Genomic DNA, 13,492 nt, shown 5'->3' with positions numbered 1-13,492 from the left:
CGGTGTGCCGAGCCCCACACCGCTGGTCCTCGACGCGGGAGCGCCGCATCCCGGTGCGTCCAACTGGCATCAGAACGCTGTGCACTCCTTCCGTCACGCCGCGTGGTGTGGTTTTCTGGCGGGGCTTGTGGACCCGGGTACGGACGGCTCTTGACGAACCGTTCGGGGGACGGGAGGTACACGCGATGGAAGACCGGACCGAGACATTCGCCGTGGCGCGTGCGAGGGCGTCGAGGGACCGGCGGACGCTGTTGTCCGCGGCCGCCCCGCTGGTGCTCTTCAGCACGGTCGCCGGAGTCCTGGCCGTGGGGATGGGAGCTCTCGCCGCCCTGCTGGTGCCGGCGACGGAGGCGCGGGCCGTCGTCTGGCCGGCGGTGACCGCCCTGCTCGCCACGGGGGCGGGCCTGTGGTGGGGGCTCACCCCCCGGCCGCGCAGGCCGGGGGAGCGCTGAGGCCGGCTGCGGACCGACGACGCACCCCTCGTACCGGATCGAACGGTACGAGGGGTGCGCTTCTGTGTGTCGTGCGAGGTGGAGCGGGTGAACGTGGCCTCAGGCCATGATCAGGTAGATCCCGTAACCCACCGCCGCCGTGCAGGCCGCGAAGCAGGCGTACGCCGCTGTCGTGGCGAGCGCGGGCGACGTGCCGGCGGCGGTCGCGGCCTCCCGCTTGGAGAGGCCGACGATCCCCAGGGTGAAGAGGCCGACGAGGGCCACGGTGACCACGAGGCTGACTCCGAAGACGGAGCCCAGGGCTGCCCAGTCGATGTGCATGGTGATCTTCCTCAGGAGGTCGCGGGGCTCAGACGGCGGGCGTCGGCGCGGACGAGTTCGCCGGGGCCGGGGTCTCGGCGGCGGCCGCGGCCGCGGGTGCCGGGATGGTCGCCGCGAGCTCCTCGGCCACGGCGGCGGTGGGCGGCGGCGTCACGGCGGCCATCGCCGTGGTCACCACACCGGGCGTTTCCTCGGTGTCGTTGACGTTCGTGTGGTCGACGACCTCACGGCGCGAGATCACCCAGATCGCGGCGCTGGAGGCGATGAGGAAGACCGCGACGACGGCCGTGCCCCAGCTGCCGAAGGACGTCACCCACTCGGCGAGCGCGGCGACCAGCGCGGCGGCCGGCAGGGTCAGACCCCACGCGACGAACATCCGGGTCGCGGTGGACCAGCGGACCACCCCGCCCTTGCGGCCGAGGCCCGCGCCCATCACCGCACCGGAGACCGAGTGCGTGGTGGAGAGCGAGAAGCCGAGGTGCGAGGAGGCCAGGATGACCGTGGCCGCGCTGGTCTGGGCGGCGAAGCCCTGCTGCGGCTGGAGGTCGGTCAGGCCCTTGCCCATCGTGCGGATGATGCGCCAGCCGCCCAGGTAGGTGCCGAGCGCGATGGCGAGACCGGCGGAGACGATGACCCACACCGGCGGGTCGGAGTCGGGCGCGAGGGCGCCGCCGGCCACCAGGGCGAGGGTGATGATGCCCATCGTCTTCTGGGCGTCGTTGGTGCCGTGGGCCAGCGAGACCAGGCCCGCGGAGGCGATCTGACCGGCGCGGTAGCCCTTGCCGGAGGCCTTCTCGCTCGTGTGCTGTCCGAGCTTGTAGGTCAGCCGGGTGGCGAGCATCGCCGCGATGCCGGCGACCAGCGGGGCCGCGACGGCGGGGATCAGCACCTTGGTGACGAGCACGTCGCCGTGCACGCCGCTGACGCCGACCGAGGCGATGGTGGCGCCGACGAGGCCGCCCATCAGGGCGTGCGAGGAGCTGGAGGGGAGCCCGACCAGCCAGGTCAGCAGGTTCCAGAGGATGGCGCCCACGAGCGCCGCGAATATGACCTCTGGCTGTATGCCGGACTCGTCGACGAGCCCCTTGGAAATGGTGTTGGCGACCTCGATGGACAGGAACGCGCCGACAAGGTTGAGCACGGCGGACATGGCCACCGCGACCTTGGGCTTCATGGCGCCGGTCGAGATGGTGGTGGCCATCGCGTTGGCGGTGTCGTGGAAACCGTTCGTAAAATCGAACGCAAGCGCGGTGACGACCACGATCGCGAGGATCAGCGAGAAGTTTTCCATTTACCCGGGCTTCTTTCGGACGTCAGTGGCATGTGGACCGTAGGCAACCTGGGTGAACGGAAGATGAACTAGGACAGGCGTACGGGTGTAATGAACGAGGTGTCGCCGCTCCGCTTGCGGACGGGCGGGCCGTCGGGGCGCGGCGGGACGGCGGTCCGACCTTCGAACTGAGGCGGAATATCGAGGTCCGCTACCCCCGGGCGAACTGCTTCAGCCGCTTCGTCGACCCGTTGAAGAGATTCTGGTCACCCGGCAGGTTCCCGCTGCCGTTGTCGTACTGCCAGATCGTCCAGACCTTCCACCCCGCGGGCAGTTCCCCCGCCCCGGAGGAGTCGTACCGGGCCAGCCACAGCGCGTGGTTCCTGCCGAAGGCCGGGCTGTTGCCGGTGCAGGTCTTCCACCAGTGGGTGGTCGTGTAGATCACCGGGCGGCGGCCCGTGAGGCGCTTCACCTCGTCGCTGAACGACGTGATCCAGCCGACCATCGCGCCGTCGCTCAGGCCGTAGCACTTCCTCTTCCTGTCGTACGGGTTGTATTCGATGTCGAGCGCCGGCGGCAGCGTCCAGCCGTCCGCGCGCCAGCCGCCCCCGTTGTCCACGAAGTAACGGGCCTGGGTCGTCCCGGACGACTGGTGGGGCAGCGCGAAGTGGTACGCGCCCCGGATCAGGCCCGCCTCGCGCGAGCCGTTGTACTGCTGGCCGAAGTACGGGTTGCGGTAGGTGGTGGACTCGGTCGCCTTGACGTAGACGAACCGGGCGCCCTTCGACTTCGCGCTCGACCAGTCCACCCTCTTCTGGTGCGAGGAGACGTCGTGCCCCCTGGGCCGGGCGGCGGCCGAGACAGGGAGCTCGGCGAGAGCGGTTCCCCCCAGGGCGAGGGCCGCGACGGAGGCGGCGAACGCGCGGTGGCGGCGGCGGAACGGTTGGAGAGCGATGGCCATACTTCCCCCCGGAATGGCGTTTGTGCGACAAAACACCCGGAGATTACTGGAAGATCACCGAATCCCGGTCGATCATCGGCCAATCACCAACTCCGGGTGACGTATGCGTATATGACCCTCCGGCTCCGCGCTTCCACGGACCCGTCACCGTCCGCCGCCTGGCAGGATCGCGGCATGGTCGAGCAGCAGGGGAACGCCGGGGGCGAGCGGGACGAGCGGGACGTGCGGCGGCGCGGTGTGCCGGACGACGTGGCGCACGCGTGGGACGAGCTCGTCACGACGGCCCGCCGGACGGTGGCCGACGGCCTGGTCGTGGGCACCTCGGGGAACGTGTCCGTGCGCGTCGGGGACACCGTCCTGGTCACACCGACGGGAGTGCCGTACGACCGTCTGGCCCCGCAGGACGTGACGGGTGTGGACCTCTCCGGCCGGCAGGTCCTCGGCACGCTCCGCCCGACGAGCGAACTCCCCATGCACCTGGCGATCCACGGCACCACCGACGCCCGTGCCGTCGTCCACACCCACGCGGTGCACGCGACGGCCGTCTCCACGCTCGTGGACGAGCTGCCGCTGATCCACTACATGTCCGCCGCCCTGGGCGGACCGGTCCGCGTCGCCCCCTACGCGACCTACGGCACCCCGGAGTTGGCCGAGAACATGCTCCGCGCTTTGACAGGGCGCTCCGGTTGTCTCCTCCAGAACCACGGCACGATCACCTACGGGAGCACCCTCTCCGAGGCCTACGACCGCACGGCCCAGCTCGAATGGATGTGCAGGGTCTGGCTGACGGCATCCTCCGTCCCGGGCCGCACCCCCCACCTCCTCACCCCCGCCCAACTGACGAAAGCCGCCACCCACCTCCGCGACTACGGCCAGCCGACCTAGCCCCCGGGTCCCGCACGCCACCACCCACCGGCACCCGCCGCCACCCCTGGCCCGCTTTCGTCTCTTCGGTCCCTCCGGTGTGCATGCCCACTGGCCGGAGGCGTGGTCGGCCAGGACACTGGAGGCGTGGGTGCAGTCAAAGCGGCGGTCGCCGCTGTCGGAGTCGCGTTCGCGGCCGGTGCGGCCAGTGTGGCGGCGGGCCGGGTGGCCAGCGACGTCGCGCTGAAGGCGCCGCCGGGCGAACCGCTGCCCACGGAACCCCGGCTGACCGTGCACGCCACCGCCGCCGGCCGCATCGCGCTGACCCGCGCCTTCGCCTCCCAGCGCCCCGGCACCTACGGCCTCACCGGCAACGGCTCCCACGCGGTCGTCGGCACCGTCCTGGACGGCGCCCCGCACGCTCCCGACACGGTCGTACGCCGCCTGGAACGCGTCACCCACGGCACCCTGGAGCCGGGCGACAAGGTGTGGCTCACCCCCGACCTCCACCGCGGCGACCCGCGCACCGCGCTCGGCCTCGACCACGACGACGTCGAGATCCCCGGTGAACTCGGCATCCTCCCCGCCTGGTTCGTGCCCGGGGACCGGGACGTCTGGGTGATCGCCGTGCACGGCCTGGGCGCCACCCGCGAACACCCCATGAACGTCATGGAGTTCCTGCACCGCCACCACTTCCCGGTGCTCGCCCCCGCCTACCGCGGCGACCCGGGCGCCCCCCGCTCCCCGGACGGCCTGAACCACCTCGGCGAGACCGAGTGGCGAGACGTCGACGCCGCCATCCGCCACGCCGTCCGCCTCGGCGCCGAACGGGTGGTCCTGCTCGGCTGGTCCACCGGCGCCACCATGGCCCTGCGCGCCGCCACCCGCTCCCCGCTGCGCGACCGCGTCGCCGGACTCGTCCTGGACTCACCGGTGCTCGACTGGACCGCCACCCTCCGCGCCCTCGCCGCGGCCCGCCGCACCCCCGGTGCCCTGCTGCCCCTCGCCGTCCGCGCCGCGCAGGGCCGCACCGGACTGCGCGCGGCCCCCACCGGCCAGGACACCGACGCCTCGGGGCTCAGGACACCGACCCTGCTCTTCCACGGCCCCGACGACACCGTCGCCCCCTGGGGCCCCTCCCGGCGCCTCGCCGCCCGCCGCCCCGACCGGGTCACCCTCCGCACGGTCCGCCACGCCCCGCACGCCGCCATGTGGAACGCGGATCCCGAGGAGTACGAGGAGAGCCTGCGCCGCTTCCTGACACCACTGGTGTAGGCGTGCCGCGAGGGCGGGGGACCGGGCTCGCCCCAGACAGGTACGACCCATTCCGTTTAGCGCTGGACCAACACGATCGCCGCCGATGTCCCCCCGGAGGGACCCGTGCGTTGGCCACCCCTGTCGCCCGCTGTGACATTCCGTTTGGGTTTTCGGACCGTCAACCGGAAGACTGCCCCCGTGACGTCCCGTAACCCGCGCGACTCCAGGCTCCGACTCGTCAGCCCGCGAACCCTGGCCGCCGCTCCCCGAGCAGCAGTGACCCAGCGCCGCCGACCGGCTCCCCGGCCCCCGGAGGGCACACCTCCGCCCGTGGAACTCGCCCGCATGGCCCGCGCCGTCCTCGCGGACGCGGCCCGCGTCGCCCGCTGGGCCGACGCCACCCTGCGCCCGGGCCGCGAGGGCGCGAGCCCCGACGGCCAGGGCACCCTCTCCGCCGCGACCGCCGAACGGGCCGCGGCCGAACTGGGGCTGACCCCGGCTCAGGTCCGCCACGACTGGGACACGGCACGTCTGGCCGGACTGGTCGAGGTGCACGGCGACAGCGCGCGCCCCGGCTGGCGCCTGCGTGCCTGGAACCGCGACGACAGCGCCGTACTGCGCGGCTGGGTCGCGTTCTTCGACGCCTGGTCCATCGCGTATCCGGAGCCCGAGGACCGGGAGCCGGCGGCGGTCGCCGAGGTCGTCTCGGCCATGCCCCAGGTCCTCTCCTTCCTCCAGCTCTCCGCCGGGCCCGTCCCCGTGGAGCAGCTCCTCGACCTCCTGGACCAGCGGGTCACCGAACTGCGCACCGAGCGCTGCGAGGTCCCCTACGGCCCGCAGCCCGAGCCCGGCGCGGAGCCCACCGCCGAAGACACCCCCCTCGCCCCCCTCCTCGACTGGGCGCTGCGGGCCCTCGCCTCCGTCGGCGCCCTCACCTACGGCGACGGCCAGGCCACCCTCACCCCGCTCGGCAGCTGGGCGGTCTGGGTCAAGCTCGAACAGATCTGCGTCGCCGCGCAGAGCCCCGCCGGGAACATCGAGGTCTCCGCCGAGGACATGCTCAGAGGCTGCGCCCAGCTCCGCCCCAACGCGGCCCGCGCCGAGTACCGCGCCTGGCTCGCCGCCCGCCCCGTCGGCGGCGCCGTCACCGAGCTCATCGACGCCGCCCGCGGCGAGGACGCCCTCATCCGCGGACTCGCCTTCGAGGCGCTGCGCGTCGTCGGCGCCCCCGCCGAGCCCGACGTCCGCACCGTCGCCGACGAGACCCCGCTGCGCCCCTACGCCCTGCTGTGGCTCGCCGAGCACGACGGCGCCGACCCCGAGGACGCGCACGAGGTCCTCACCCGGGAGGAGTCCACCTGGCTCTGGGTCGACACGGCCGCCGCCGTCGCCGACCACGGGGAGGCACCCCTGCTCGTCCGGCATCTGGAGTCGGCGGTGCAGCCCACGGTCCCCGCGCTGCTCGACGAGGTCCGCGCGGTCGGCCACCCCCGCACCGTCCAGGTCCTGGTCGCCCTCGCCGCGGCCCACCCCGACCCGGCCCTCGCCAAGGCCGTCCGCCGCGCCGCGTTCCAGGTGCACACCGGCGGCAGCTGACCCGGCCGACGGGGCACCGTGCGACGGGCCGGTCGCGCGGGGTCAGCCGCCCGTCTCGGGGGCGTACGTGCCGAAGCTCCACACATTGCCCTCGGCGTCCCGGGCCATGTAGTCCCGGGAGCCGTAGTCCTGGTCCGTCGGGGGCGTGAGGATCTCGACGCCGTGCTCCACGGCCCGCCGGTGATGGGCGTCCACGTCGTCCACGACGATGTACACCCCCGCCGGCCCCGCGCCCTTCATCGCGCCGTCGAAGACGCTGCCGCTGCCCTTGGAGCCGATCATCACCGCGCCGTTGCCCTGCGTCAGCTCGGCGTGCCGCACGATGCCGTCCTCGCCCTCGTACACCGACAGCTCGGTGAAGCCCAGCGCCTCCGTGAGCTGCCTGATGGCGGCCTTGGCGTCCGCGTAGAGCAACGTCGGATAGACGCTCGGGCGTCCGTCACCCCTGCCTGCCATACCGATCACGACCTCTCTGCCGTCCGGTCCGTCGTCCGCGTCGGTCCGGCCCGCATCCCGCTCCTCGTCCGGAATACGACCCGCTGCCCAGTTTTGCACCGGCCACTGACAACACCCCGCCGAGCCGGTGACCGAGACCACGTGATCCCTTGTCACACGGGCGGAAAACCGCTTGCCGCCCCCAGTTAGAATCGGCCCATGGCCATTCTCCTCGCGCATTAGACGGCGGGAACGTCCTCAGCCGCCCACACCCGCCACCCCCACCCGCCCTGGAGTCTGTCCGTGATCTCCGCCTCCGGTATCGAGCTGCGCGCCGGTGCCCGCGTCCTCATCGAGTCCGCCACCTTCCGCATCGCCAAGGGCGACCGCATCGGTCTGGTCGGCCGTAACGGCGCAGGCAAGACGACCCTCACCAAGTGCCTGGCCGGCGAGGGCATCCCGGCCGGCGGCACCATCACCCGCTCCGGCGAGGTCGGCTACCTCCCGCAGGACCCCCGCACCGGCGACCTCGACGTCCTCGCCCGCGACCGCATCCTCTCCGCGCGCGGCCTCGACGTACTGATCCGCAAGATGCGCGAGAACGAGCAGCGCATCGCCAACGGCAGCGGCGCCACCCGTGACAAGGCCCTGCGGCAGTACGAGCGCCAGGAGACCGAGTTCCTCACCAAGGGCGGGTACTCCGCCGAGGCCGAGGCCGCCACCATCGCCGCCGCGCTCAACCTGCCCGACCGGGTGCTCGGCCAGCCGCTGCACACCCTCTCCGGCGGTCAGCGCCGCCGTATCGAGCTGGCCCGCATCCTCTTCTCCGACGCCGACACCCTGCTCCTCGACGAGCCGACCAACCACCTCGACGCCGACTCGATCGTCTGGCTGCGGGATTACCTCAAGACCTACCGCGGCGGCTTCATCGTGATCTCCCACGACGTCGACCTGGTCGAGACGGTCGTCAACAAGGTGTTCTACCTGGACGCCAACCGCGCCGAGATCGACGTCTACAACATGGGCTGGAAGCTGTACCAGCAGCAGCGCGAGGCCGACGAGAAGCGCCGCAAGCGCGAGCGGCAGAACGCCGAGAAGAAGGCCGCCGCACTGCATTCGCAGGCCGACAAGATGCGTGCCAAGGCCACCAAGACCGTCGCCGCGCAGAACATGGCCAAGCGCGCCGACAAGCTGCTCGCCGGCCTGGAGGCCGTCCGCGTCTCCGACAAGGTCGCCAAGCTGCGCTTCCCCGAGCCCGCGCCCTGCGGCAAGACCCCGCTCACCGCCGAGGGCCTGTCGAAGTCGTACGGCTCGCTGGAGATCTTCACCGACGTCGACCTGGCCATCGACAAGGGCTCCCGGGTCGTCATCCTCGGCCTCAACGGCGCCGGGAAGACCACCCTGCTCCGCCTCCTCGGCGGCGTCGAGAAGCCCGACACCGGCCAGGTGATCGAGGGCCACGGCCTCAAGCTCGGCTACTACGCGCAGGAGCACGAGACCCTCGACCCGGAGCGCACGGTCCTGGAGAACATGCGCTCCGCCTCCCCGGACCTGGACCTGGTCGAGATCCGCAAGACACTCGGCTCGTTCCTGTTCTCCGGCGACGACGTCGACAAGCCGGCCGGGGTCCTCTCCGGCGGCGAGAAGACCAGGCTCGCCCTCGCGACCCTGGTGGTGTCGTCCGCGAACGTCCTCCTCCTCGACGAGCCGACGAACAACCTCGACCCCGCCAGCCGCGAGGAGATCCTCGGCGCCCTGCGCACCTACAAGGGCGCGGTCGTCCTCGTCACCCACGACGAGGGCGCCGTCGAGGCGCTCCAGCCCGAGCGGATCATCCTGCTGCCCGACGGCGTCGAGGACCTGTGGGGCGCCGACTACGCGGATCTCGTCGCGCTCGCTTGATCGAATCGGTTGATCAACTGCCGCTGGATCATTCGGCCCATCGGTGATCCATCATCTGTGTGAGATCTCCTCGTACCGAGGTGTGTCCTACATCGATTTCACGGCCGAGTCCTTCCTTGCGAAGGGCTCGGCCGTCGCGCGCCCCTGACCTGGGGCTTCACGGAACAACCCGTTCGGCCGTACGGACACGGCCGGGCGGAATCACAGGTTCCGCTCGTGGGGACGCGCTCCTGTCGTCAAAACCTTGTCGCACGGACCTTGCCGAATGGGTGGCCAACCCGCCCCGGAGGGGTGATCATGAGGAGACCAGAGCGCACTTCCCATGAGGAGGACCGGGTGGCCGAGACTCTGAAGAAGGGCAGCCGGGTTACCGGCGCCGCGCGCGACAAGCTCGCGGCAGACCTGAAGAAGAAGTACGACTCCGGTGCGAGCATTCGGGCGCTGGCCGAGGAAACCGGCCGCTCGTATGGCTTCGTACACCGGATGCTCAGCGAGTCGGGCGTCACGCTCCGAGGGCGTGGTGGCGCGACGCGGGGCAAGAAAGCCGCGTCGGCCTGACGCCGGGCGGCCCATCGGCTTCGATGGTGGCCACCCGGTCGGTCGGCTGATCGACCGGGTGGTTACTGTGCAGTCACTTAGCATCGCTTCATCGCTCTGCTGACCGCACCCATCGGAGGCGCCCCATGGCTTCGCTCGAAACGCTGCTCGACCAGGACGGCGTACGGCTCACCGTCGACGACGCGATCGCCACGGTGACGCTGACCAATCCGGCCAAGCGCAACGCGCAGAGCCCCGCCCTGTGGCGGGCGCTCACCCAGGCCGGGCGGTCGGTGCCGGGCTCCGTCCGTGTGGTCGTGCTGCGTGCCGAGGGCAAATCGTTCTCCGCCGGGCTCAACCGGCAGATGTTCACGCCCGAAGGCATCGAAGGGGAGCCGTCGTTCGTCGATATCGCGCGCCGTGACGACGCCGGGCTCGACGCGACCATCTCCGAGTACCAGGAGGCGTTCACCTGGTGGCGGCGCAACGACATCGTGTCCGTCGCCGCCGTGCAAGGGCACGCCGTCGGTGCGGGCTTCCAGCTCGCCCTCGCCTGTGATCTGCGCGTCGTCGCCGACGACGTGCAGTTCGCCATGCTCGAAACCAGCCTCGGACTCGTGCCCGACCTCACGGGGACGCACCCGCTGGTGAACCTCGTCGGGTACGCCCGCGCGCTGGAGATCTGCCTCACCGGACGGTTCGTCCAGGCGGACGAGGCCCAGCGGATCGGGCTCGCGAACCTCGCGGTACCCGCCGACCAGCTCGACGACGCGGTGCGCGACCTCGTCGGCGCCCTGGTGACCGCGCCCCGGGACGCGGTCGTCGAGACCAAGGCGCTGCTGCGCGGTGCCCAGGGCCGGGGGTACGACGAGCAGCGGGTCGCCGAGCGGGCGGCCCAGGCCCGGCGGCTGCGGGACCTCGCGGGCGTCGGCGAGTAGACGGCCGGTCCGGGGCCGCGGCCGCGTCGTTCGAGGACAGCATTCTCGGGATCAGGTGCCGACCGCTGTGACGAGTACCGCCACCGAGGGGTGGTCCGGCAGCGAGTCGCTCACCGCCGCGCGCACCTCGCGGGCCACGTCCAGGGCGCGGCGCTCCTCCGTCACCGCCAGTTCCACGCGGACATGGCGGCGGGAGAGAGCCGGCCCGGCGGCGATGGCGACCGCGCGAGCGGAACCGTCGGCTCCGCCGAGGCCGCCGCCCAGGACACCGAGCCCCCCGAAGACGCCGGTCAGCCGTGCGACGCCGGGGACGGAGAGCGCCGCCGCGGCCACCCGGGACTCCTCGTCGTCCCCACCCGCCGCCGCCGAAGCGGCGCCGGAGGACGACGGCCCGGGCGGGGGACCGGAGGGCCCCGCCTCGACCTCGGCCTCCAGTGGTTCGGACGACTCCGCGTCGGCCTCCAGCAGACCGGACGGCCACTCGTCGGCCTCCATCAGGCCGGGCGACTCCGCGTCGGCCTCCAGCAGGCCGGACGGCCGCTCCTCGGCCCCCATCGGACCGGACGGCCCAGTGTCCGTCTCCACCAGGTGTGTCACCCGGAGATCCACCTCGGCCACCGTCAAGCCGAGGCGGTCCGCAGCGGCTGTGAACAGGGCCTTCCTCAGCCGGGCCGCCGTGGTCGGTAGGGGCTCGGCGGCCGGGCCCGCCATGGCCGCGAGGTCGGCCGTGACCCGGAGCGGACCGGGCGGCAGGGCACTCGGGGGCGGCGGCACGGCCGTCTCGTGGCCGTACCCGTCCGCCTCACCGGAGTCGACGGGCGAGATACGGAGCCGGCCGAGCGCGAGCCCGCGCAGGGGCGTGGCCGCGCGGCGCAGGGCCGTCCTCGCCGCGCTCTCCGTGATCCACGCGCCGTCGTGCGGGCCGCCCAGGGGGAGCACGCGGCCGAGCCCCAGCTGTTGACGCACCGCCTTCGTCCAACCGTCCGCCGTCATTCCTCCAGCCTGCCGCATCCCCGGCGCGCGGTGCCGCAACCGCGCTTACTGTGGGCTGGAGGGGGACGACCGGAAGGGACTGACGGCATGACTGACATGACGGAGCGGAACCGGACGGAAGGGCCCGACACCACCAAGGAGTCGCCGCAGGTCGGGCGCAGGGCGACCCGGCGCGGTGGCGGTGATCCGGCGGGCCGGGGGCGTACGACCATCGCCGACGGCGTCGTGGAGAAGATCGCCGGGCTCGCCGCGCGGGAAGTGGTGGGCGTGCACGCCATGGGCAGCGGGCTGTCACGGACCTTCGGGGCCGTGCGCGACCGGGTCCCCGGCGGGGCCAAGTCCGTGACCCGGGGTGTGAAGGTCGAGGTCGGCGAGGTGCAGACCGCGCTGGACCTGGAGATCGTCGTCGACTACGGGGTGTCCATCAGCGACGTCGCCCGCGATGTGCGCGAGAACGTCATCGCGGCCGTCGAGCGGATGACCGGCCTGGAGGTCGTCGAGGTCAACATCGCCGTCAGCGATGTGAAGCTGCCGGACGAGGAGGACGAGGAGCCGGAGTCCCGGCTGCAGTGAGCGGGCTGAGTCGCTAGGAGCGCAGCATGAGCTTGGCCGTGATCGGCATGGTCGCCGGGATGGCGCTGGGCTTCGCCGGATACTTCGGCGGATTCGGAGCCTTCCTGCTGGTGGCGGCGCTGGGCGCCGTCGGCTTCGTCGTCGGCCGGTTCCTGGAGGGCGACATGGACCTGGGCGACTTCTTCCGCCCGCGTGACGACCGACGCCGATGAACCCGGCGGACAGCGGCCGTCCCCCTCAGACACAGGAGACGCAGGAGACGCGGGAGCCCCAGCCGGCAGGGGCCGTGGCTCCGGGTGGGCGAGGGGCGACGCGGATCGCCGACCGGGTGGTCGCGAAGATCGCCGCTCAGGCGGCGCGCGAGGCACTGGCGGCGCCGGCGCCCGCCTCCGCGCCCCCGAACGCCACCGTCGTCGTCGTTCACGAGACCGCGCGCGTCCGCGTCACGCTCGGGCTCCCCTACCCCTCGGACATCGGTGGCCAGTGCGCTGCGGTGCGTCGCCATGTCGCCGAGCGGGTAGGGACGTTGGCGGGAATGCGCGTGACGGAGGTGGCCGTCCAGGTGGAACGGCTGCACCTGGCACACGCCCACGACGTGGCACAGGGGAGGACGCGATGAGCGAACCCCACCGGACCGAAGGCACCACGCGACGCCTACCCGTCATCGAGAAGGCCGCGGACGAGACGGCGTCGGACGAGAGGGCGTCGGACGAGACGAAGCCGGACGAGACGGCGTCGGACGACGTGACCGCAGGCGGCAAGGCGGCCGGCCGTGATCCGGGCCAGTCCGCGTCGGCCTCCGCCTACCACCCGCCACCGGCCCTGGACGGCGAGAAGGGCGAGAACGGGAGCGAGGGGCGTTTCTGGTCCACGCGCAGAGTCCCCGCGGGCGTCCTCGCCGTGCTGCTCCTCGCCGGCGCGGGCATCCTCCTGTACGACGTCGTCGCCGTCCGCGCCGACCGGCCCGCCATGGCGTGGCGCCGCTCGCTGGCACGGGAGCTCGCCGAGCGGCCCCTCGACGACACCTGGGTGCTCGTCGGCGCCGCGGTCGCCGTCCTCCTCGGCCTCTGGCTGCTCGTCCTGGCCGCCACCCCCGGGCTGCGTGACGTCCTGCCGATGCGGCGCGCCCACCCCCACGTCCGGGCCGGACTGCACCGGGGCGCCGCCGCGCTGGCCCTGCGCGACCGGGCCATGGAGGTGTCCGGCGTGCAGGCCGTCCGGGTCCGGGCGGGACGCAAGCGGGTCGACGTCCGCGCGGTGTCCCACTTCCGGGAACTCGACGACGTACGGGCCGACCTGGACGTCGCGCTCGCCGACGGCATCCGGGGCCTGGGGCTGTCCCGGCCGCCCGCCCTCGCGGTGCATGTCCGCCGCCCCGGCCGGAAGGGGTGAC

The 13,492-nt window shown here is 72.6% G+C and carries 16 protein-coding genes; 11 read left to right on the top strand and 5 right to left on the bottom strand.

Annotated elements, in window-relative coordinates; translation table 11 throughout:
- Positions 1-185: 185 nt before the first annotated feature.
- On the top strand, positions 186-452 hold the full coding sequence (locus L3078_RS10710) for a hypothetical protein (RefSeq protein WP_239753189.1): 267 nt from the start codon (positions 186-188) through the stop codon (positions 450-452).
- A gap of 99 nt (positions 453-551) precedes the next feature.
- Here L3078_RS10710 and L3078_RS10705 read toward each other — a convergent pair whose 3' ends face one another.
- From L3078_RS10705 to L3078_RS10695, 3 genes are all read right to left on the bottom strand, one after another.
- Entirely contained in the window at positions 552-773 is a 222-nt protein-coding gene (locus tag L3078_RS10705; protein ID WP_217185538.1) for a hypothetical protein, read from the bottom strand.
- Between the two features lie 28 nt (positions 774-801).
- Entirely contained in the window at positions 802-2,064 is a 1,263-nt protein-coding gene (locus L3078_RS10700; protein WP_239753188.1) for an inorganic phosphate transporter, read from the bottom strand.
- Positions 2,065-2,254: 190 nt separating this feature from the next.
- Complete coding sequence (locus tag L3078_RS10695) at positions 2,255-3,004, bottom strand: lysozyme (protein ID WP_239753187.1); 750 nt, start codon at positions 3,002-3,004, stop codon at positions 2,255-2,257.
- A 174-nt stretch (positions 3,005-3,178) separates the two neighbouring features.
- Between L3078_RS10695 and L3078_RS10690 the strand changes: the two genes are divergently transcribed.
- The 3 genes from L3078_RS10690 to L3078_RS10680 all read left to right on the top strand — a co-directional run bounded on the left by L3078_RS10690 (position 3,179) and on the right by L3078_RS10680 (position 6,721).
- A complete protein-coding gene (locus tag L3078_RS10690; protein WP_239753186.1) occupies positions 3,179-3,889 on the top strand; it encodes a class II aldolase/adducin family protein in 711 nt (236 codons plus the stop codon).
- A gap of 126 nt (positions 3,890-4,015) precedes the next feature.
- Entirely contained in the window at positions 4,016-5,143 is a 1,128-nt protein-coding gene (locus L3078_RS10685; RefSeq protein WP_239753185.1) for an alpha/beta hydrolase, read from the top strand.
- Positions 5,144-5,323: 180 nt separating this feature from the next.
- Positions 5,324-6,721, top strand: a complete 1,398-nt coding sequence (locus tag L3078_RS10680) for a hypothetical protein (RefSeq protein WP_239753184.1) — start codon at positions 5,324-5,326, stop codon at positions 6,719-6,721.
- Between the two features lie 42 nt (positions 6,722-6,763).
- On the opposite strand, the gene L3078_RS10675 is transcribed toward L3078_RS10680, so the two are convergent.
- Positions 6,764-7,177, bottom strand: coding sequence for a VOC family protein (locus tag L3078_RS10675; protein ID WP_239753183.1), 414 nt, complete (start codon positions 7,175-7,177; stop codon positions 6,764-6,766).
- Positions 7,178-7,459: 282 nt separating this feature from the next.
- Between L3078_RS10675 and L3078_RS10670 the strand changes: the two genes are divergently transcribed.
- The 3 genes from L3078_RS10670 (at position 7,460) to L3078_RS10660 (ending at position 10,533) form a co-directional block, all read left to right on the top strand.
- A complete protein-coding gene (locus L3078_RS10670; RefSeq protein WP_239753182.1) occupies positions 7,460-9,058 on the top strand; it encodes an ABC-F family ATP-binding cassette domain-containing protein in 1,599 nt (532 codons plus the stop codon).
- Between the two features lie 336 nt (positions 9,059-9,394).
- Positions 9,395-9,616: a helix-turn-helix domain-containing protein gene (locus L3078_RS10665; RefSeq protein WP_006123601.1), complete on the top strand. Its 222-nt coding sequence runs from the start codon at positions 9,395-9,397 to the stop codon at positions 9,614-9,616.
- Between the two features lie 125 nt (positions 9,617-9,741).
- Positions 9,742-10,533, top strand: coding sequence for an enoyl-CoA hydratase/isomerase family protein (locus L3078_RS10660; RefSeq protein WP_239753181.1), 792 nt, complete (start codon positions 9,742-9,744; stop codon positions 10,531-10,533).
- Positions 10,534-10,584: 51 nt separating this feature from the next.
- On the opposite strand, the gene L3078_RS10655 is transcribed toward L3078_RS10660, so the two are convergent.
- Positions 10,585-11,526: a nucleopolyhedrovirus P10 family protein gene (locus L3078_RS10655; protein ID WP_239753180.1), complete on the bottom strand. Its 942-nt coding sequence runs from the start codon at positions 11,524-11,526 to the stop codon at positions 10,585-10,587.
- Positions 11,527-11,613: 87 nt separating this feature from the next.
- Between L3078_RS10655 and L3078_RS10650 the strand changes: the two genes are divergently transcribed.
- The 4 genes from L3078_RS10650 to L3078_RS10635 are packed head-to-tail and all read left to right on the top strand — an operon-like array spanning position 11,614 to position 13,491.
- A complete protein-coding gene (locus tag L3078_RS10650; protein ID WP_239753179.1) occupies positions 11,614-12,099 on the top strand; it encodes an Asp23/Gls24 family envelope stress response protein in 486 nt (161 codons plus the stop codon).
- Positions 12,100-12,125: 26 nt separating this feature from the next.
- A complete protein-coding gene (locus L3078_RS10645; protein ID WP_239753178.1) occupies positions 12,126-12,311 on the top strand; it encodes a hypothetical protein in 186 nt (61 codons plus the stop codon).
- Complete coding sequence (locus L3078_RS10640) at positions 12,308-12,718, top strand: hypothetical protein (protein WP_239753177.1); 411 nt, start codon at positions 12,308-12,310, stop codon at positions 12,716-12,718. Before L3078_RS10645 ends, L3078_RS10640 begins: the two co-directional genes overlap by 4 nt.
- On the top strand, positions 12,715-13,491 hold the full coding sequence (locus L3078_RS10635; RefSeq protein ID WP_239753176.1) for a DUF6286 domain-containing protein: 777 nt from the start codon (positions 12,715-12,717) through the stop codon (positions 13,489-13,491). The genes L3078_RS10640 and L3078_RS10635 overlap by 4 nt, the downstream gene beginning before the upstream one ends.
- The last annotated feature ends 1 nt before the right edge of the window (position 13,492 follow it).

The organism is Streptomyces deccanensis, from assembly GCF_022385335.1.
GTDB classification, from domain to species: Bacteria; Actinomycetota; Actinomycetes; order Streptomycetales; family Streptomycetaceae; genus Streptomyces; species Streptomyces deccanensis.
The sequence above is the reverse complement of the archived record's forward strand: the minus strand, read 5'-3'. Positions and strand labels throughout refer to the sequence as shown.

Coding starts and splice junctions, on each gene's coding strand:
- L3078_RS10705 (WP_217185538.1), bottom strand. CDS start 773: ATGCACATCGACTGGGCAGCCCTGGGCTCCGTCTTCGGAGTCAGCCTC.
- L3078_RS10675 (WP_239753183.1), bottom strand. CDS start 7,177: ATGGCAGGCAGGGGTGACGGACGCCCGAGCGTCTATCCGACGTTGCTC.
- L3078_RS10690 (WP_239753186.1), top strand. CDS start 3,179: ATGGTCGAGCAGCAGGGGAACGCCGGGGGCGAGCGGGACGAGCGGGAC.
- L3078_RS10655 (WP_239753180.1), bottom strand. CDS start 11,526: ATGACGGCGGACGGTTGGACGAAGGCGGTGCGTCAACAGCTGGGGCTC.
- L3078_RS10695 (WP_239753187.1), bottom strand. CDS start 3,004: ATGGCCATCGCTCTCCAACCGTTCCGCCGCCGCCACCGCGCGTTCGCC.
- L3078_RS10645 (WP_239753178.1), top strand. CDS start 12,126: ATGAGCTTGGCCGTGATCGGCATGGTCGCCGGGATGGCGCTGGGCTTC.
- L3078_RS10635 (WP_239753176.1), top strand. CDS start 12,715: ATGAGCGAACCCCACCGGACCGAAGGCACCACGCGACGCCTACCCGTC.
- L3078_RS10640 (WP_239753177.1), top strand. CDS start 12,308: ATGAACCCGGCGGACAGCGGCCGTCCCCCTCAGACACAGGAGACGCAG.
- L3078_RS10700 (WP_239753188.1), bottom strand. CDS start 2,064: ATGGAAAACTTCTCGCTGATCCTCGCGATCGTGGTCGTCACCGCGCTT.
- L3078_RS10650 (WP_239753179.1), top strand. CDS start 11,614: ATGACTGACATGACGGAGCGGAACCGGACGGAAGGGCCCGACACCACC.
- L3078_RS10660 (WP_239753181.1), top strand. CDS start 9,742: ATGGCTTCGCTCGAAACGCTGCTCGACCAGGACGGCGTACGGCTCACC.
- L3078_RS10710 (WP_239753189.1), top strand. CDS start 186: ATGGAAGACCGGACCGAGACATTCGCCGTGGCGCGTGCGAGGGCGTCG.